19 protein-coding genes are annotated in these 19,273 nt (G+C 65.8%); 16 read left to right on the forward strand and 3 right to left on the reverse strand.

The features are described from left to right. Positions 1–110: 110 nt before the first annotated feature. From rho to VGN62_RS18675, 3 genes are all read left to right on the forward strand, one after another. On the forward strand, positions 111–1,367 hold the full coding sequence (gene rho / locus VGN62_RS18665; RefSeq protein WP_037557490.1) for a transcription termination factor Rho: 1,257 nt from the start codon (positions 111–113) through the stop codon (positions 1,365–1,367). A gap of 12 nt (positions 1,368–1,379) precedes the next feature. Further along, entirely contained in the window at positions 1,380–1,673 is a 294-nt protein-coding gene (locus tag VGN62_RS18670; RefSeq protein WP_327456683.1) for an antibiotic biosynthesis monooxygenase, read from the forward strand. A gap of 98 nt (positions 1,674–1,771) precedes the next feature. Beyond that, positions 1,772–2,158: a DUF1489 domain-containing protein gene (locus tag VGN62_RS18675; RefSeq protein ID WP_327456685.1), complete on the forward strand. Its 387-nt coding sequence runs from the start codon at positions 1,772–1,774 to the stop codon at positions 2,156–2,158. Here the strand turns inward: VGN62_RS18675 and VGN62_RS18680 are convergent. Beyond that, positions 2,155–2,556, reverse strand: coding sequence for a nuclear transport factor 2 family protein (locus tag VGN62_RS18680; protein ID WP_327456687.1), 402 nt, complete (start codon positions 2,554–2,556; stop codon positions 2,155–2,157). The two genes, VGN62_RS18675 and VGN62_RS18680, sit on opposite strands and share 4 nt — an antisense overlap. After that, positions 2,553–3,251 carry a dienelactone hydrolase family protein gene (locus tag VGN62_RS18685; RefSeq protein ID WP_327456689.1) on the reverse strand — a complete coding sequence of 233 codons (699 nt, stop codon included), beginning with the start codon at positions 3,249–3,251 and terminating at the stop codon, positions 2,553–2,555. The genes VGN62_RS18680 and VGN62_RS18685 overlap by 4 nt, the downstream gene beginning before the upstream one ends. Positions 3,252–3,360: 109 nt before the next feature. Here VGN62_RS18685 and VGN62_RS18690 point away from each other — a divergent pair, with 109 nt between their 5' ends. From VGN62_RS18690 to VGN62_RS18735, 10 genes are all read left to right on the forward strand, one after another. After that, positions 3,361–3,660 carry a DUF6489 family protein gene (locus VGN62_RS18690; protein ID WP_327456691.1) on the forward strand — a complete coding sequence of 100 codons (300 nt, stop codon included), beginning with the start codon at positions 3,361–3,363 and terminating at the stop codon, positions 3,658–3,660. A 23-nt stretch (positions 3,661–3,683) separates the two neighbouring features. Beyond that, a complete protein-coding gene (gene mnmE, locus VGN62_RS18695) occupies positions 3,684–4,988 on the forward strand; it encodes a tRNA uridine-5-carboxymethylaminomethyl(34) synthesis GTPase MnmE (RefSeq protein WP_327457031.1) in 1,305 nt (434 codons plus the stop codon). 75 nt (positions 4,989–5,063) lie between these two features. Next, positions 5,064–6,932, forward strand: a complete 1,869-nt coding sequence (gene mnmG / locus VGN62_RS18700) for a tRNA uridine-5-carboxymethylaminomethyl(34) synthesis enzyme MnmG (RefSeq protein WP_327456693.1) — start codon at positions 5,064–5,066, stop codon at positions 6,930–6,932. Next, positions 6,929–7,585 carry a 16S rRNA (guanine(527)-N(7))-methyltransferase RsmG gene (rsmG, locus tag VGN62_RS18705; RefSeq protein ID WP_327456695.1) on the forward strand — a complete coding sequence of 219 codons (657 nt, stop codon included), beginning with the start codon at positions 6,929–6,931 and terminating at the stop codon, positions 7,583–7,585. The genes mnmG and rsmG overlap by 4 nt, the downstream gene beginning before the upstream one ends. Next, on the forward strand, positions 7,582–8,364 hold the full coding sequence (locus VGN62_RS18710) for an AAA family ATPase (RefSeq protein ID WP_327456697.1): 783 nt from the start codon (positions 7,582–7,584) through the stop codon (positions 8,362–8,364). Before rsmG ends, VGN62_RS18710 begins: the two co-directional genes overlap by 4 nt. Next, positions 8,365–9,333 (forward strand): ParB/RepB/Spo0J family partition protein, encoded by a 969-nt coding sequence (locus VGN62_RS18715; RefSeq protein WP_327456699.1) that lies wholly within the window; start codon positions 8,365–8,367, stop codon positions 9,331–9,333. A 275-nt stretch (positions 9,334–9,608) separates the two neighbouring features. Beyond that, positions 9,609–10,106: a DUF4402 domain-containing protein gene (locus VGN62_RS18720; RefSeq protein ID WP_327456701.1), complete on the forward strand. Its 498-nt coding sequence runs from the start codon at positions 9,609–9,611 to the stop codon at positions 10,104–10,106. A gap of 190 nt (positions 10,107–10,296) precedes the next feature. Beyond that, entirely contained in the window at positions 10,297–11,121 is an 825-nt protein-coding gene (locus VGN62_RS18725) for a molecular chaperone (protein ID WP_327456704.1), read from the forward strand. 32 nt (positions 11,122–11,153) lie between these two features. Next, the gene (locus tag VGN62_RS18730; RefSeq protein WP_327456706.1) at positions 11,154–13,925 is read left to right on the forward strand and encodes a carboxypeptidase regulatory-like domain-containing protein; all 2,772 of its coding nucleotides are present in this window, start codon (positions 11,154–11,156) and stop codon (positions 13,923–13,925) included. Positions 13,926–14,039: 114 nt separating this feature from the next. Next, a complete protein-coding gene (locus VGN62_RS18735; protein WP_327456708.1) occupies positions 14,040–14,315 on the forward strand; it encodes a hypothetical protein in 276 nt (91 codons plus the stop codon). Positions 14,316–14,333: 18 nt separating this feature from the next. On the opposite strand, the gene VGN62_RS18740 is transcribed toward VGN62_RS18735, so the two are convergent. After that, on the reverse strand, positions 14,334–15,296 hold the full coding sequence (locus VGN62_RS18740) for a patatin-like phospholipase family protein (protein ID WP_327456710.1): 963 nt from the start codon (positions 15,294–15,296) through the stop codon (positions 14,334–14,336). Between the two features lie 163 nt (positions 15,297–15,459). On the opposite strand from VGN62_RS18740, the gene VGN62_RS18745 reads away from it, so the two are divergent. Genes VGN62_RS18745 through VGN62_RS18755 form a run of 3 tightly spaced genes read left to right on the forward strand, consistent with a single transcriptional unit; the run spans position 15,460 to position 19,269 of the window. Then, entirely contained in the window at positions 15,460–16,995 is a 1,536-nt protein-coding gene (locus VGN62_RS18745) for an NAD(P)/FAD-dependent oxidoreductase (protein ID WP_327456712.1), read from the forward strand. Positions 16,996–17,020: 25 nt separating this feature from the next. Continuing rightward, a complete protein-coding gene (locus VGN62_RS18750; RefSeq protein ID WP_327456714.1) occupies positions 17,021–17,452 on the forward strand; it encodes a GtrA family protein in 432 nt (143 codons plus the stop codon). Continuing rightward, positions 17,449–19,269, forward strand: coding sequence for a hypothetical protein (locus VGN62_RS18755; RefSeq protein ID WP_327456716.1), 1,821 nt, complete (start codon positions 17,449–17,451; stop codon positions 19,267–19,269). The genes VGN62_RS18750 and VGN62_RS18755 overlap by 4 nt, the downstream gene beginning before the upstream one ends. The last annotated feature ends 4 nt before the right edge of the window (positions 19,270–19,273 follow it).

The raw sequence follows: 19,273 nt of genomic DNA on the forward strand, positions 1-19,273 counted from the left end.
TCTCCCGCGCCGACGCTATCGAAACGGTCGTCCCACGGCCGGATAGGCACCGGCAGGTGCAACGAATTAGTTTTCATTTTCTCCCTGATTTTCTACCCGGAATCCATCCCATGCACCTTAAAGAACTCAAGACCAAAGCGCCCGCCCAGCTCGTCGAAATGGCGGAAGAACTGGGCGTCGAGGGCGCATCGACGCTGCGCAAGCAGGACCTGATGTTCTCGATCCTGAAAGAACTTGCCGAAGAGGGCGAGGAAATCATCGGATCGGGCACGATCGAGGTTCTCCCGGATTCGTTCGGTTTCCTGCGCTCGTCGGACGCCAATTATCTCGCCGGTCCCGACGACATCTATGTCTCGCCGAACCAGGTCCGCAAATATGGACTGCGCACCGGCGACACCGTCGAGGGCGAGATCCGCGCGCCGCGTGACGGCGAACGCTATTTCGCGCTGACCAAACTGATCAAGGTCAACTTCGACGATCCCGAAGCGGTGCGTCACCGCGTCAATTTCGACAACCTCACCCCGCTCTATCCGAACCAGAAGCTGTCGCTCGACACCGTCGACCCGACCGTCAAGGACAAGTCGGCGCGCGTCATCGACCTCGTCAGCCCGCAGGGCAAAGGCCAGCGCGCGCTGATCGTCGCGCCGCCGCGCACGGGTAAGACGGTGCTGCTGCAGAATATCGCCAAGGCGATCACCGACAATCACCCCGAGGTTTACCTCATCGTCCTCCTCGTCGATGAACGCCCCGAGGAAGTCACCGACATGCAGCGCAGCGTGAACGGCGAAGTCGTCTCCTCGACCTTCGACGAACCCGCGACGCGCCACGTCCAGGTCGCCGAAATGGTGATCGAAAAGGCGAAGCGCCTCGTCGAGCACAAGAAGGATGTGGTCATCCTCCTCGACTCGATCACCCGCCTCGGCCGCGCGTACAACACCGTTGTTCCCTCGTCGGGCAAGGTGCTCACGGGCGGTGTCGACGCGAACGCACTCCAGCGTCCGAAGCGCTTCTTCGGCGCCGCGCGCAACATCGAGGAAGGCGGTTCGCTGTCGATCATCGCGACCGCGCTGATCGATACCGGCAGCCGCATGGACGAAGTCATCTTCGAAGAATTCAAGGGCACGGGTAACTCGGAAATCGTGCTCGACCGCAAGGTCGCCGACAAGCGCATCTTCCCGTCGCTCGACGTCGGCAAGTCGGGTACGCGCAAGGAAGAATTGCTCGTCGAGAAGGACAAGCTGTCGAAAATGTGGGTGCTCCGCCGCATCCTCATGCAGATGGGCACGGTCGACGCGATGGAATTCCTGCTCGACAAGATCAAGGATTCGAAGACCAACGAGGATTTCTTCGACAGCATGAACCAGTAGGTTCGTATCGCAATGGCCGTGATCGAACATGCCTTGCTCCCTGTGCGTGCGGGAAGCGAGGCAGCGTTCGAAGCGGCGGTCGCCGAAGCCAAGCCGCTGATCGAGGCGTCGCCGGGCTTTATTTCACTGGAAATCCGGCCTCCGGTCGACCCGGGACAACCCTACCTGCTTCTGGTGCAGTGGGGCTCGGTTGCCGATCATCGCGACGGCTTTCGTACCTCCGAGCGGTATCAGCGGTGGCGGGCGTTGCTGCACCCGTTTTACGACCCGGTGCCTGCGGTCGGCTATTTCGGCGATCCGCTATGATCGCACGGATATTTTGACGATAAAAGTGTGAAGCCGGGCCGGTGGGGCTGGCTTTTTTTCCGTCCGCTTCCCATCTCGCCGACATGTCCAGATTGCACATGACCCGCGTTGCGGTCGGCTGTTCCGACTATCCGGCGCTGCAGGCGCGGATCGCCAACTATGCCGAGAACGGCGAGATCCGCTTCACGACGCGGTTCCGGCCCAAACGCGCCGACGAGCTGGTCGGCGGCAAGCTGCATTTCATTGTGAAGCATACGCTCGTCGCGCGCGTCGAGATCCTGCGCTTCGACGACCGCAGCGACGGGCGGGTCGATATCGTGTGCGTCGCCGAACTCGAACGCATCCACCCGCAACCGAAGCGCGCGCATCAGGGCTGGCGCTATCTTGCCGATGCCGATGCGCCCAAAGGCGTTGACGATGAAAGCGGCGTCGGCGACCTGCCACCCGAACTCTATCGCGAGCTCGCCGAGCTCAGCCTGATCTAGCGCGTTTGCGCCGCCAGCATCTCGCCCATCTTTTCCCAGACCTTGTTGATCGCCTTGAGCGGCCGGACCATCACTTTGAAATCGCTTATCTTTCCGTCATCATTCCAGCGAATGATATCGACGCCGTTGATCTGGATCCCGTCGAGTTCGCTCTGGAACTCGAGCACCGCCTGGTCGCCGTCGACGATTTCGCGCAGATAGCGGAAATCGTCGCCGCCGAGGACATGGCTCGCCGCGTGGAGATAAGCGAACACCTTGTCGCGCCCCTCCTGCGGCGTGTGGACGACCGGCGAGTGGAACACCGCATCCTCGGCAAGCAGGTCGCGCAGTGCCTGCGGATCGCCGCCGTCCGCCATATAGGCGTGCCAGGCGGCGAGGCCGGGATGCGGCGCGCTCATGCGAGCTTCTCGGCGAAGAAGGCGCGGGTGCGGCCGTCGGCGACCTGGGCGCCCTCTTCGTTGCGGCGATTGCCCATCGTCGCGGCGAAACCATGGTCGAGCCCGGGATAATCGTGGAGCGTCACCTTCGGATGCGGGTCGAGCGCTTCGTGGATCTTCGCCTGTGCAGCATGGTCGACGAAATGATCTTCGGTCGGGATGTGGAGCATCAGCGGGTTCGCGATCGCGTGGCTTTCGTTCAGCATCTGGTCGATCATGACGCCATAATAGCCGACCGACGCGTCGATATCGGTGCGCGTCGCGGCCATATAGGCCAGGCGGCCGCCGAGGCAGAAACCGACGCAGCCGATCTTTTCGGCGCCCTGGCCGCGCAGCCAGTGGATCGCGGCCTCGATATCCTGAACCCCGTCATCGGCGTTATACTGGCCGAAATAATCGAGCGCCTGCTGGAATTCGGCTTCGATATCGGGGCTGAGTTCGACCCCGGGGGCGAAGCGCCAGAAAATGTCGGGTGCGATCGCCAGATAGCCTTCGGCCGCCCAGTCGTCGCATTTCTTGCGGATGCCTTCGTTGACGCCGAAGATTTCGGGAATGACGATGATCGCGCGCGTGCTGTCGGCGTCGGGGCGCGCGACATAAGCGGGGATCGTGCCGGCGCCGTCGAGCGTCGGGATCTGGGTGTTGGTTGCGGCCATGTGGGGAGCTCTCCTGTCTCTTGCTTCTTTGCTGTGAAAGCGCGAAGCTAGCGGGGCGAAGAGCGCGGCTCAAGCGGCTAACCGGCATTTTTCGGGGCGGAGACAGGCGATGAAGTTCAATATCGAGATCGATTGCACCCCCGAAGAGGCGCGGCGCCTGTTTGGCCTTCCCGACCTCGAGCCGCTGCACGACATCTATCTCGACCGCGTCAAGGAATTGATGGCGAAGGGGATCACCCCCGACATGGTCCAGTCGATGGTCAAGACCTGGGTCCCGATGGGCGAAAGCGGACTGGGACTCGTCCAGTCGCTGCTCGGCCAGTTCGGCGGCGGCCTGATGGGCGGGGCATCGAAGGCGGCGGACAAGGCCGACGATGACGACAAGCCCGCCAAGGGACGCAAGACCTGATCCAAACATCTGTAAATGATACGATTTTTGCGCTGTCGAGCGGGATGCCGCCGGCAGCGATCGCGGTCGTGCGCGTCAGCGGACCACAAGCCGGAGCGGCGCTGAAGACGCTGGCCGGACGGCTGCCCGAGCCGCGCCGTGCGTCGCTGGCGTTGTTGGCGGATGCGGGGGGTGCCCCGCTCGACAAGGCGCTGGTCCTGTGGTTCCCCGGCCCCGCGACGGCGACGGGCGAGGATCTCGCCGAGCTCCACCTCCACGGCGGGCGTGCGGTGGTTGCGGCGGTCGAGGAGGCGCTGGCCGCGACGCCCGGGCTGCGGCGCGCTGCGCCGGGCGAATTCACACGGCGCGCGTTCGACAATGGCCGGATCGACCTCGCCGAGGCCGAGGGGCTGGCCGACTTGCTCGCGGCGGAAACCGAGAGGCAGCGCGTACAGGCGCTGGGGCATGCAAGCGGGCATGTGTCGCGCGCGGTTGCGGCGTGGCAGGACCACTTGCTCGGGTTGATGGCGGGCGCCGAGGCCGAGCTCAATTTCGCCGATGAGGATGATGTCGAGGTCGGCGACGCGGTTGCGCGGCATTTGATCGCCGGGATGACGGAGCTTGCGGACGAGTTGGGCGAATGGCTGGCGCGGCCCGCGGCAGAGGTGATCGCCGACGGGCTTTCGGTGGTGATCGCGGGGCCACCGAACGCCGGAAAATCGACCCTGATCAATGCCTTGGCGCAGCGTGAGCTGGCGATTGTGTCGCCGGTCGCCGGGACAACGCGCGACGTGATCGAGACCCCGCTCGCGCTCGACGGGATCGCGATGCGTTTTTCGGATACGGCAGGGATTCGCGGTGAGGGGGCGGATGTGATCGAGGCGATCGGAATCGATCGCGCAAGGGCCGCGGTCGAGGCGGCGGATATCCTCTTGTGGCTGGGGCCGCCCAAAGCGGTTCCCGATCATCCGCGTGCGATCCTCGTCGCGGCGCAATCCGATCGCTGGTCGGGCGATGCGGCGGCCGAGGCCGAGGCGGCGCATTGCGACCTGATCCTGTCGGCGGCGACGGGCGAGGGGATGGACAAGCTCCACCGCTATATTGTCGATATGGCGCGGACCTTGTTGCCGCGCGAAGGCGAAGCCGCGCTGCGCCAACGCCAGCGCGCCGCGCTGGCCGAGGCAAGGCAATGGCTTGAGATCGAACCCGGATCGCGCGAAGCGGACGATTTAATCCTGCTCGCCGAGCGACTTAGACTCGCCGCCACCGCGCTCGACCGAATCACCGGGCGCGCGGGGGTCGAGGAGATGCTCGACGCGCTGTTTGGACGTTTCTGTATCGGCAAATGATGTTCCACGTGAAACATCGCATTGCGCGCGGCGCGGTGGATTTGCCGCCTGTTTTGCGCTAAAGGCGCCGCAATCATGCAGAAACCAGCCATTTTCGATGTCATCGTTGTCGGCGGTGGGCACGCCGGGACCGAGGCCGCCGCGGCCGCAGCGCGGCTCGGCGCGCGCGTCGCGCTCGTCAGTTTCGACCCCGCGCTGATCGGGACGATGTCGTGCAACCCGGCGATCGGCGGGCTCGGCAAGGGCCATTTGATGCGCGAGGTCGATGCGCTCGACGGCTGGATGGCGCGCGCCGCCGACAGCGCGGCGATCCACTACCGGATGCTCAACGCGTCGAAGGGCGCGGCGGTGCAGGGGCCGCGCATCCAGGCCGACCGCAGACTTTATCGCGAGGCGATCCAGACTATACTCGCGGGGGAGGAGGGCATCACGGTCGTCGCCGGCGAGGCGGCAGCGCTGCGACTGTCCGACGCGGGTCGGGTCGAAGGCCTTGAGCTGGGCGACGGTGCGGTCTTGATCGCACCCGCGGTCGTGCTCGCGACCGGCACCTTCCTCGGCGGCAAGCTGTTTCGCGGCGAGGAGCGGATGGAAGGCGGCCGCATCGGTGAGGCGGGCGCGCATCGGCTCGCCGATCAATTGCGCGCGGCCGATCTCCCGATGGCCCGGCTCAAGACGGGAACGCCGCCGCGGCTCGACGGTCGCACGATCGACTGGGCGCGGCTCGACGAGCAGCCGTCGGACAGCGTCGATGGCGCGCATTGGACCTGTTCCACGTGGAACAGTGCGCGGACAGTACCGCAAATCTTCTGTGCGATCACGCGCACGAACAGCGAAAGCCATGCGATCATCGCGGCGAACCTCGATCGCTCGCCCTTGTTCACGGGTGCGATCGGCGCTGCGGGTCCGCGCTATTGCCCGTCGATCGAGGACAAGATCCACCGTTTCGCCGATCGCGATGGGCATCAGGTATTCCTTGAACCCGAGGGGCTCGACACGCATCTCGTCTATCCGAACGGGATTTCGACCTCTCTTCCCGCCGATGTGCAACTCGCGATGCTGCGCACGATGGAAGGACTCGAAACGGTCGAGATGGTCGTTCCGGGCTATGCGGTCGAATATGATCATATCGATCCGCGCGCGCTCGACCGGACGCTGCAGGTGCGCGCGATGCCGGGGGTGTGGTGCGCGGGACAGATTAATGGCACCACCGGATATGAGGAAGCCGCGGCGCAGGGGCTGGTCGCCGGTGCCAACGCGGCGCTCGCGGTACAGGCGCGCGAGCCATTGATCCTCGACCGGACCGAATCCTATATCGGGGTGATGGTCGACGATCTCGTGCTGCAGGGTGTGACCGAGCCGTACCGGATGCTCACCGCGCGCGCCGAATATCGATTGCGGTTGCGCGCCGACAATGCCGCGACGCGATTGACCCCGAAGGGGATCGCGCTGGGATTGGTGAGGCCCGCAACGGCGGAATTGTTCGCAGCGCGTCAGGTCGAACGCGCGCGCGCCGAAGCCTTGCTCGAAGCGGCCGTGGTTACCGCCGACTATGTAGCAATCGGCTTGGCGCTTCCGGGAGACGGCGTCGCGCGGCGGCGGATCGACCTGCTCCGCTATCCGGAGGTGACGATTTCGCGGCTTGCAGCGCTTGCACCCGAGCTCGAATCGATCGATCCGGCGATCCTGTCGGAGGTCGTCGAAGATGCGCATTATGCGCCCTATATTGCGCGGCAGGATGCCGAGCTGCGCGCGCTCGCGGCGAACGAGGCGATCGCGCTCGACCCCGCGCTCGACTATGGCGCGATCGGCGGCCTGTCGCGCGAGATGGTCGAGCGGTTGACGAAAGCGCAGCCCGAGACTTTGGGACAGGCCGCGCGGATCGACGGAGTCACGCCGGCGGCGCTCACCGCGATCATGGTGCACAGCCGGCGACGCGCGGCATGATCGACGCGCTCGATAGCGAAGACTCGGCGCGCGGCTGGATTGGCGACAGCTTCGCGCCCACCCGCGACACCTGGACGAAACTTGACCGCTTTGTCGATATGCTCATCGCTGAAAATGCGCAGCAGAATTTGATCGCGGCCTCGACGATTCCGACGATCTGGGTGCGGCACATCGCCGACAGCGCGCAGCTGCTGTCGCTCGACACGCGCGAAGGCGAGGGGCTCTGGATCGATCTGGGCAGTGGGCCGGGATTGCCGGGGCTGGTCGTTGCGATCCTGAGCGCGCGACCGATGCTGCTCGTCGAATCGCGCAAGCGGCGCTGCGACTTTCTGCGCACGGTCGCGTCCGAACTCGACCTTGGCCATGTCGTGGTCGCCGAGGCGCCGCTCGAACGTGTCGCGACACGGCCCGCGGCGACGATCAGCGCGCGCGCTTTCGCGCCGCTCGACAAGCTGATCGACTTATCCGCGCGTTTTTCCACCGAATCGACGCGCTGGCTGCTGCCAAAAGGGCGAAACGCGGTTAAGGAACTGGCTTTGCTGCCCCAGCCATGGCAGAGAATGTTCCACGTGGAACAAAGCCGCACCGACGCCGACAGCCAGATTTTGGTGGGAACCGGGAAAATTGCGGCAAAACAGCGAGGAAAGCGATGATCCGCATTGCCGTGGCGAACCAGAAGGGTGGGGTCGGCAAGACGACGACCGCGATCAATCTGGCAACCGCACTCGCGGCGACCGGCTGGCGCACGCTGATCATCGACCTCGATCCGCAGGGCAATGCGTCGACGGGGTTGGGTATCAAGCAATCGCAGCGCGAATCGTCGAGCTATGAGTTGCTGCGCGGCGATGCCACGCTCGCCGAATGCGCGATCCCGACCGCAGTACCGCGGCTCGACATTGTCACTGCGACGGTCGACCTGTCGGGCGCCGAGATCGAGCTGATCGAATTCCAGGACCGGCTCCACCGGCTGCAACAGGCGCTGTCGAGCGCCGAGGCGGGGCAGTGGGACATCTGCCTGATCGATTGTCCGCCGTCGCTCGGCATGTTGACGCTCAACGCGCTGATTGCGGCCGAATCGTTGATCGTGCCGCTGCAATGCGAGTTTTTCGCGCTCGAGGGACTGAGCCAGCTGCTCACCACGGTCGAACGCGTGCGCGAGCGCTTCAACCAGAAATTGTCGATCCTCGGGGTCGCGCTCACCATGTTCGACCGGCGCAACCGGCTGACCGACCAGGTGTCGGACGATGTTCGCGAAGTGCTCGGCCCGGTCGTGTTCCAGACGGTGATTCCGCGCAATGTCCGCCTGTCCGAAGCGCCGAGCCACGGGCTTCCGGCGCTGATCTACGATCATCGCTGCGCCGGGTCGGCGGCCTATATCGCGTTGGCGCGCGAGTTGATCGATCGTTTGCCTAACGTCCGCAAGGCTGCATAAATGGCTGATAATAAAGACGAAACTGGATCGGAAGCAACCCCGGCCCGCAAGCGTCCATCGGGATTGGGGCGCGGCCTCAACGCGCTGTTCGGCGACGTCGCGGTCGAGGCGCCGGTGCTCGCGACTCCCGGCGCCGCTGCGGAGGCCGCGCCGGTTTCAGGCGATGCCGTGCAGCATATCGGGGTCGGGTCGATCCGCCCGCTGCCCGGCCAGCCGCGTCGCCATTTCGACGAGACGGCGATCGCCGAGCTCGCCGATTCGATTGCACTGCGCGGCTTGCTCCAGCCGATCATCGTCCGCCGCTCGCCCGATGGCGACGGTTATCAGCTCGTGGCGGGCGAACGCCGCTGGCGCGCGGCGCAGCGTGCGGGACTCCACCAGATCCCCGCGCTGGTGCGCGAACTCGACGATGCCGCGACCTATGAGATCGCGCTGGTCGAAAATATCCAGCGGCAGGACCTCAACGCGATCGAAGAGGCGAGCGCCTATCGCCGCCTGATCGAGGATTTCGGCCATAATCAGGAAGCGCTGGCGAAGCTCGTCGGCAAGTCGCGCAGCCATGTCGCGAACCTGATGCGCCTGCTCGACCTGCCCGCGAGCGTACAGACGCTCGTCGGCGACGGATCGCTCGCGATGGGTCACGCGCGCGCGCTGGTCGGCGCGCCCGATGCCGAGGCGATCGCGCGCCGCGTCGCGAAGGAAGGCCTGTCGGTGCGCGCGGTCGAGGCGTTGGTCCGTGCGGGCAAGGACGAAGTTTCGCCGCGCAAGGCGTCGCTCGACACCCATATGAGCACCGACGGCGGACGCGATCCCGATATTGTTGCCGTCGAGCGCCATTTGTCCGAACTGCTCGGGATCGGCGTCGCGATCCAATATGCCGGCGGTGGCAAAGGGGCGTTGACGCTCAAATTCGCGTCGCTCGACCAGCTCGACATGATCTGCCAGCGCCTGTCGGGCGAATCGATCTGAATCGAACAGCCGGTTCCCAGCCTTTCGGCGCGGTCTAATTTGTACCAGTCCGGGCCGTCAAACAGAAAGCGCGGGCTTCACAATCCGCCATATATCGAGCTAAGATACTGATTTTTACTGGTTACATGTCGTAACATGAGCCAATCATTATTGCGCTGTTAACCAAGCTTGCTGGCAAAGCCTGAACAGGTCGTCCCCTAAACAGGTCGGCGAATGGGGTGGGATATCCATTCGAAATTCGACTTCCAGTTTTTGGATTCAAGGGACCAAATCATATGCGCAACTTTGGAATGAAGCGCGCCCTCTTGGGCGCCGCGATTGCTGCTCTCGCCATGAACGCCTCGGCGGCCCATGCGGCGTCGGCCACGGGGACGGCGACGGCGAAGATCCTGCGCCAGATCACGCTCACCAAGACCAGCGACCTGCAATATGCGACGATCATCAGCGGCGCGACCGCTTCGACCGTCGCGGTTTCGACGGCTGGCGGCGTGACCTGCGGCGCGGGCCTGACCTGCACGGGGACGACGACGGCCGGCAGCTTCAACGTTCAGGGCACCAATGGCGCCGTCGTTCTCGTTGGCGGCGATTCGAGCGTCACGCTCAACGGCTCGCTCGGCGGCACGATGTCGTCGACGCTGACCTATTCGGCGCCGAACATCACGCTGGGCACCACCGGCGGCAGCTTCCAGGTCGGCGGCACGCTGAGCGTCGGCGCCAACCAGGCGTCGGGCGACTATTCGGGGACGTTCAACGTCACCGCCAACTACCAGTAAGATTTGGGGGGCGTGGCGGGCCAATATCCGCCAGCCGTGAAAATGGGGTCGCCGGGCACGGGTCCGGCGACCCCTTTTTTGTGCAAGCTGCCAGCATGGTTAGCGAAATATCAACCATGTTGTCGCAGGCAGGATACGACCATCGGGGCGGTGTGGGGCCGTTTCCCGGACGATTGTGGGGATCGTATCCATGTTTCGCTTTCTGAAGGCCCTTGGCCTGTTCACCGCGGCTGCGTTCGGCACCGCGGCATCGCCCGCGCTGGCGGCGGGCGACCTGCTCGTCGCGCCGACGCGCGTCATCCTCGACGGATCGCGCGGGACCGAGGTGGTGCTCAACAATATCGGCAGCGAGCCCGCGACTTATCGCATCAGCCTCGAAATCAAGCGGATGACCGCCGAGGGCGGGCTCGACGAGATTGCCGAGGAGAATGTCACGCCCGCCGAACGCGCGGCGCTCGACATGATCGCGTTCAGCCCGCGGCGCGTCACGCTGCCGCCGAACCAGCCGCAGGTCGTGCGCGTCGGGGTGCGCCTGCCCGAAGGGACGCCGCCGGGCGAATATCGCGCGCATATGCTGTTCCGGTCGGTTCCCGACACGGCGCCGGCGTCCGCCGAACCGAAACCGGCGGGCGAGGGGGTCTCGATCGCGCTGACGCCAATCTATGGCATCACGATCCCCGTGATCGTGCGCGTCGGCGACCTTGGCGCCGAGGCGGCGATCGGCGAGGCGTGGGTGAGCGATACGCGGGACGGGCCGGCGTTCAATTTCGACCTCGCGCGCACGGGCAATCGGTCGGTCTATGGCGATATCGAGGTGACGCGGCCGGGGGTGCCCGAGCCGCTGCTCGTCGCGCGCGGCATCGCGGTCTATCCCGAAGTTAGCGCACGCAAGGTGTCGCTGCGCGTACCGGGGGAGCTCGCCGCGAAACTGAAGGGGCCGGTGCGCATCCGTTACAGCGAGGATCGCGAAATCGGCGGCGGCACGATCGACGAGGCGGCGCGGATGGTGAAGTGACGCGGTAGAATCGGAGCGAAGCGGGCGGGGCGATGATCCGCGCGGTGCTTGCACGGTGGAAACCGGCGATGTTCGCCGGGCTGGCGCTGGCGGGATTCGTTTCCGCCGGCGCTCAGGCTGTCGAGAAGAAGCCCGTTTCGCTTGCCGCCGACAATTGGGCGCCGAACGAGGATGATAGCTGGCTGTTCGATGTGCGTTCGGGGCCATATCGCCTCGGCGACGGGGTGCGCGGCTATCAGACCCCGCAGGGCATTTGCGTCGATCTGGGCGATGTTGTGCTCGCGCTCGATCTCGCGGTGCGCGTCGACAAGAAGTTGCGCCGCGCAACCGGTTGGGTGTTCGACGAGCGGCGCAGCCTGACGATCGACCGCGAAGCGGGCGAAGTGCGCGCGGGAAGCCAGGGTTTTCGCCTGGACGCGACGACGATCCGCGATACGCCTGCGGGCTGGTGCGTCGACCTCGACAGCCTGAACGACTGGCTCGGCGTGCCGCTCGCGGTCGACCTGTCGAATGCGGTGCTGCGGATCGATTCGAAGGACAAGCTGCCCTTCCAGCTCGCCGCCGAGCGCCGCGCGCGCGCCGCCGCGATCCGTCCGCAAGCGCAGTTCGACCTCGCGAGCCTGCCGCAGGCGGCGCGGCCGTATCAGGCGTGGGCGACGCCCTCGATCGACGTTGTCGCCTCGGCCGGGGGCGTGTCGGACAAGCGCGGGGGATCCTATGTGCAGGGCCGCTATGAGGTTTTTGCCGCGGGCGAGGTGCTGGGCCAGAGTTTCGACGCGCGGTTGTCGTCGGACAATGAGGGGGTGCCCGACAGTTTGCGGATGCGGCTCTATCGCACCGATCCGCAAGGGCGATTGCTCGGGCCGCTGAAGGCGACGCATTATGGCGTGGGTGACGTCAGCCTGCTGTCGACGGGAATCGTCGCGGCGTCGGCGCCGGGGCGCGGCGCGGTGCTCACCAACCGCCCGATCGAACGCCCCGATGCGTTCGACAAAACCAATTTTCGCGGCGATTTGCCCGCCGGCTGGGATGCCGAGCTGTACCGCAACGGCCAGTTGCTCGCCTTCACGAGCCCGAATGGCGACGGGCGCTATGAATTCATCGATGTGCCGCTGCAATATGGCGCGAACCGGTTCGAGATCGTGTTGTACGGACCGCAGGGGCAGGTCCGGCGCGAAATCCGGCAGGTGCAGGTCGGCATGGATTCGATCCCGCCGCAGCAGACCTGGTATTGGGCAGGTTTCGCGCAGGAAAATGCCGATCTGATCGAATTCGGAAGCCGGCTGCGCGGCGCGTTCCGACGCGGCTGGCGCGGGACGCTGGGCATCGAACGCGGGCTCGACACGCGCACGTCGGCCGCCGCCTATATGCACAGCCTGCTGATCGAAAATGTCCGGTACAATTATGGCGAGGTCGCGCTGCACCGCTCGATCGGGCCGTCGTTGCTCGAGGTCGGCGGATCCTATGCCAACAATGGCGGAGTGGCGGCACGCGCGAGCTGGCTGGCGGCGTTCGGCGAAACCTATGTCCGCGCCGATGCGATGCGCGGCTGGGGCGGGTTCGTGTCGGACCGTTTCCTCGGCAATATCAACGGCCAATATTCGATTTCGGTCGATCAGTCGGTGACGCTCGGGCGGACGGTGCTGCCGCTCCATTTCGATGTGCGGCAGGTCGAGCGGCGGTCGGGGATCGAAAGTCTCGAGGCCAGCGCACGCGCATCGGCGAGCTTCCGTGCGCTGACCTTTACCGGCCAGCTCGACTGGAGCCGGACCAAGGTGCCCGTCGGCCCCGACCCGCCCGACAACCTCTCGGCCACCCTGCTCGCCAATGCCCGCATCGGCCGCGTTCGCGTCCGGGGCGAGGCGCGCTTTGCGCTGGCGGGGGACAATAGCGACACGCGCATGACGCTGATCGGCGAATGGGCGGGGAAGGGCGACGCCGAATGGCGGACCGAGCTCGGCTATGACCGCGGGCTCGATCGCGCACGCGCGGGCCTTGGATATACGCGCCGTTTCAACAAGTTGCAGCTGACGGGGTTCGGCGAGGTGGCGAGCGACGGGTCCGTCGCGGCGTCGCTCGCGCTCGCTTTCAGCTTCGGCCCCAAATCGAATGGTGGCTGGCGCGTGTCGAGCGAGAAGCTCGCGAGCCGCGGGCAGGTGATCGCCGATGTATGGATGGACGACAATGGCGACGGCATTCGCCAGCCCGGCGAGGCGGCGTTGCCCGGTGTGCCGCTGACCGCGGGCAATGCCGTGGTCGAGGCGGCGACCGACAAGGAGGGTCGGGGGACGATCGACGGGCTCGAACCCTTCCGCGCCGTGATGATCGGGATCGACGCCGGCAGCCTGCCCGACCCCTATGTCCAGCCCGCGCTGCCGGGGGTGGTCGTGTCGCCTCGGCCGGGTGTCGCGACGCGCGTCGCGTTGCCGATGACCGCGGCGGGCGAGGTGGAGGGGACCCTTCGCCGCGATGGCGGCAACCCGATCGAGGGACTCGGTGTCGAACTCGTCGATGCCGAAGGGCGCGTGCGGGCGACGACGGTCACCGAGTTCGACGGATACTTCCTTTTCGAAAGCGTCGCTTACGGACGCTACACGATTCGGCTGGGCAAGGCGTCGGCGGCGGCGCTGCGGCTCGACAGTGATTTCGCAGTGGGCGCGGTGCCGGGCAAGGCGACGCCACGCGTCCGGCTCGGCGTGCTGGTACTGAAGCCGCTGCGCCGCGACGTCGCGTTGCGTGATGGGAGCCCATCGGGCGGAAACAGCGCACGCGGGCCGCCGGAGGAAGAGGAGCGCCGACCGTAGCGGTCATGGAAGAATCGACAATTTGCTTGCTGCGCCGCGCCGGGGAAGGGATGAAGCACCGCAACGAGGTCGGCCCCGGAAGGCGATGACGTGCGAAAAACTGTGTGGATCGCCGTGGCGCTGGGCCTGCTGCTTGCGGCAGCGGGGCTGTTTGCGGTGCTGGTTTCTGCCGTACCGTCGCCGCGGAATGACGGCGCCAAGCGATCTTCGATCGATCGCGCCCCGATGGGAGAAGCGCAGCACAGGCAGGTCTATTCGCCGGTTATCGCGAAGGACCCATATGTTGCTGCGCAATGGGAAAAATCGATCCGGGCGCTGGAAGCGGCGTGTGCTGAACGCGGCGAATATTGCGATGAGGCCCGAAAAGCGCGCCTGTCGGTGAACCGATAGCGGCGCTTTTGCGTCGATTCAGCTCAACAGCGGTTCGAGCGCGTCCCATTCGCGGTCGACCGCGCGGCGGCCGGCGTCGATCGCGGCGCGGATTTTTGCCGGGTTGAATTCGAGCGTTTCGGCGACTTCCTCTTCGGGTTCGATGATGCGGATCGGCGCGAAGCGATAGCGTGCGATCTGGACGTCGAGCGGGCGAAGGATGCGCGCCGCCTGCGCGCCGCCGATGCCCTCGTTCTGCAGCGCGCGAAGCTGTCCCTCGCGCGCGGCGATCAGGTCGTTGATCAGCGCCGCGCCGGCGAGGTCGTTCGCCGACACTTCCGATTGCAAGATATCGACCGCGCGCAGCCCGATCTTGATCAAATCGGGAAAGACGCGAACCGGGCCGGGCCGCGGTGCCGGCGACGCGCGCACCGCGATCACCCCGCGCGGGTTCATTTCGAGCGCCGCGCTCAAAGGCGTCACGTCGCGCACCCCGCCGTCGACCCATTGCTCCTCGGTCCCGTCGCTCGCGCGCGTCTTCAAGGGATCGAAGAAAAGCGGCATCGCGCAGCTCGCATAAACCCAATTGTGGATGCCGGGCACGCTTTCGTCGATGCTGCGATAGGTGCCTGTGCCGAGATTGACGACGCCGAGCAGCAACTTGCGCCCGCTCGCGCGGAGCTTCGCATCGTTTGCGAAGCCCTTGAGCAGTTTTTTGAGTGGCGCGGTGTCGTAAAGCGCATCCTCGCCGAGCAGCCCGCCAACGACGCCGAGCGGGCGCGATTTGTAGATCGAGCTGTTGCCCTTGATGCCGAGCCAGGCGTCGAGCAGCCCCGGGACATCGTCCTGTGCAACGCCGAGCGCCTGGATCGCGCCGGTCGATACGCCGGCGACGATGTCGAGGCGAACGCCGCGATTGACGACGAGTTCGTGGACGACGCCGACCTGGAAGGCGCCTTTCGCGCCGCCCCCGCTCAATACGATTGCCAGACCGCCTGCCATGCCGTGCGCCTCCTTGGCCGGTGCCAGTTTACAGCAATTTGGGAGGCTTCCCAAGCGGCGAAGCCGCGCTTTTTCGAGAAACTCCGCGGGTCATTAACCAATTTTTATCCATGATTGGCCACAGCGGGTGTGAGCATGAATTTGCCTGTGGGGAAGTCAAACAATGTCCGATGCCTTGGGTTCGAAAAACCGTCCGACGAGCGCCGATGTCGCCATCATTGGCGCCGGGCCGGCGGGGCTGACCGCCGCCTATCAGCTGACCCAGCAGGGTTACAGCGTGACGGTGATCGAAAAGGACCCGGTCTATGTCGGCGGGATCAGCCGCACCGTCGAGCATGAGGGATTTCGCTTCGACATCGGCGGACATCGCTTCTTTTCGAAGAGCCGCGAAGTCGTCGACCTGTGGAACGAGATTTTGCCCGACGATTTCATCGAGCGCCCGCGGATGAGCCGCATCTATTACGAAGGCAAATTCTATTCCTATCCGCTGCGCGCGTTCGAGGCGCTGTGGAATCTCGGTATCATACGCTCGACATTGTGCATGGTGAGCTATGCGCAGGCGAAGCTGTTCCCGAACCGGAAGGTCCGCAGTTTCGAGGACTGGACGATCAACCAGTTCGGACGGAAGCTCTATTCGATCTTTTTCAAGACCTATACCGAGAAGGTGTGGGGCATGCCGTGCGACGAAATGTCGGCCGACTGGGCGGCGCAGCGCATCAAGGGGCTCAGCCTCGGCGCCGCGGTACTCGACGGGCTGAAGCGCAGCCTCGGGCTCAACAAGAAGCCCAATGACGGCATGGCGACCAAGACCTTGCTCGAAACCTTCCGCTACCCGCGGCTCGGCCCCGGCATGATGTGGGACGCGGCGCGCGACAAGGTCGTCGCGGGCGGCAACCATGTGCTGATGGGCCACAGCTTCAAACAATTGACGCAGGACCAGAGGACGGGGCGCTGGCGGATGACTGCGACCGGCCCCGACGGCGATATCGTGATCGACGCGGGCCATGTCATCAGCTCGGCGCCGATGCGCGAACTGGCGGCGCGTATCCATCCGCTGCCGGCGTGCGCGCTGAGCGCGGCGCCGAACCTCAAATATCGCGACTTCCTGACCGTCGCGCTCAAGATCCGGTCGGAGGACCTGTTCCCCGACAACTGGATCTATATCCACGACAGCAAGGTTCGGGTCGGCCGCGTGCAGAATTTCCGCAGCTGGTCGCCCGAGATGGTGCCCGACCCCGAACTCGCGTGCGTCGGCCTCGAATATTTCTGTTTCGAGGGCGATAACCTCTGGGCAGCAAGCGACGAGCAGCTGGTTGCGCTGGCGACGAAGGAAATGGAAATCCTCGGCCTTTGCGATCCGGAAGATGTCGTCGGCGGCGCGGTGGTGCGGCAGGAAAAAGCCTATCCCGTCTATGACGACGACTATGCCGCGCATGTCGAGACGATGCGCAGCGAACTCGAGGCGCGCTATCCGACGCTGCACATGGTCGGGCGCAACGGCATGCACCGTTATAACAACCAGGATCATGCGATGATGACCGCGATGCTGACGGTGCGCAACATCGTCGCGGGCGAAAAACTCTATGATATCTGGGGCGTCAACGAGGATGCCGAATATCATGAAAGCGGCACCGAGGGCGAACGGGCCGCACTCGCGTCGGTCCGCGATGTTCCGACGCGCGTGGCGAAGGCCGCCTGAGGCTTTGGCCGGGGGGATCGGCGCCATGCAACCTGTGACCCGATTGATCGCGTCGGTGCGGCGCGGCGAGATTCGCTGGCTCAACTATCTGCTCGCCAGCGGGCTTGCGCTCGGCAGCGATGCAGGGCTGTTCCTGCTGTTGCTCGATGCCGGGCTGTCGCCGGTACCGGCGTCGGCGACCGGCTATTGCGCCGGGATCCTTGTCCACTGGATGATCTCGAGCCGACTCGTTTTCGCCGACGGCGCCGCGGCGCGCGGCACGGGTGAGCGCCACCGCCAGAAACTGCTCTTTGTCGGATCGGCATTGGTCGGTCTTGCCGTCACGACGGCGATCGTCGGGGGCGGCAGCGCGCTCGGCCTCGATCCGCGGCTTGCAAAGCTTGCGGCGATCGTCGTCAGTTTCCAGACCACCTATCTGCTCCGCCGCCATATCGTCTTCCGGGCCGCAGCGGCATGAACGGCACGCCCGCGCAGGGCGGCCTCTCGCTTGGGCCGTGGTTCACCCCGGTGCGGATCGCGCTGATCGTCTGGGCGGCGATGAGCCTGATCGCGATCATCTTCAACTGGCATGCGATCGTCGCGCTCGACCTCTCCGATACCGACGACGCGATGCGCATGGTGCAGGTCCGCGACCTGCTCGCCGGACAGGGCTGGTGGGACCTCGCGCAACATCGCGTCAATCCGGCGGGCGGTGGGGTGCTGATGCACTGGTCGCGGATCGTCGATGCGCCGCTGGCTGCCGGGATCGTCGTGCTCGAACCATTGTTCGGGCAGGCGATGGCCGAACGGATCGTGATGACGCTGTGGCCACCGCTGCTTGGCGCGGCGCTCAGCGTCGCGTGCGTGCTGGGATACCGCGATCTGTCCGATCGCCGGATCGCCTATGTCGTGCCGCTGTTCCTGATCATGGCGGGCTACATCATCGTCCAGTTCCGGCCGCTGCGCGTCGATCATCACGGCTGGCAGATATTGCTCGCGATGATCGTCATCGGACAGGCGCTGCGGCCCGCGACCGTGCGCGCGGGGGTGTATGCGGGGCTTGCCGCCGCCGCGCTGATCGCGGTGTCGATCGAGGGGCTGCCGATCGCGGCGCTGTTCGCGGGTCTCGCGGCGCTACGCTGGGTGCTCCATGGGTGCGGCGAGGATCGTGCGCGCCTGTGCGGCTATATGGCCGCGCTCGCGGGCGGTGCGCTGTTGCTCCAGTTCCTGACGCACGGTCCTGCGGGGCTCATTGGCCGCTGGTGCGACGCGCTTTCGGTACCCTATCTCGCGGCGTTCATCGCCGCGGCGGCGCTGACCCTTGCGGTAGCGCGCGCGAACCCCGCGCAATCCTGGGTCCGCTTTGCATCGCTCGGGGTCGCGGGCGCGGCCGCGGCGGGTGTGCTCGTCTGGACCGAGCCGCAATGCGCCAAAGGCCCGTTTGCGTCGCTCGACCCGATCGTCGTGCAATATTGGTATCGGCATGTCCTCGAAGGGCAGCCGGTGTGGGCGTCGAGCCCGGCCGACGCGATTCATGTCCTGCTGCCTTCGCTTATTGGCCTCGCCGGGGCTTTGCTCGCCTGGCGCGGTGCGGCGATGGCGGTCGATCGCCGCAACTGGGCGACCCTGATCGTCGCGCTGGCGGGGGCGGCGGCGCTGTCGCTGTTCGTCCTGCGCAGCGCCGGGACCGCGCATCTGTTCGCCTTGCCCGGCTGTGCCTGGCTCGGGCTGCGTGCGTGGGCCTGGGCGCGCTCGATCGGTTCGACGCTGCCGCGGATCCTCGCGTCGGTCGCGGCGGCGCTGACCCTGCCGCTTCTGGGGAGCATGGCGGTCGTCGCCGCGTTCGAGACAGTTTTTCCGGCATCGAAAGCCGCCGAAAGGGAAACCGGCGCCGCGGTATCCCACAAAGCGACCTGTCTCGACCGCGACACGATCGCGGCGCTCGACCGCCTGCCGACGACGACGATCCTGACCCCGATCGACCTCGGCCCGTCGATCCTGTTCTGGACGCGCCACAGCCTCGTCGCGACCCCGCATCATCGCAACCGCGAGGCGATGGCGGATACAATTCGCGTGTTCGCCGGCGATCCGGCGGCGGCCGAAGCGCTGGTGCGCAAGCAAAAGGCGACGCTGATCGTCTATTGCCCGACCGCCAATGATTTTCGCGGCTATCGCCGCGCACGCAAGGATGCGCTCGCGGCGCAGCTTTATGCGGGGAAGCCACCGGCCTGGCTCGAAGCGGTGCCGCTCACCGCGCGTGCGGGCCTGTCGGTGTGGCGCGTCAAGCCCGAGTGAAGTG

This window comes from Sphingopyxis sp. (assembly GCF_035998905.1).
GTDB lineage: Bacteria > Pseudomonadota > Alphaproteobacteria > Sphingomonadales > Sphingomonadaceae > Sphingopyxis.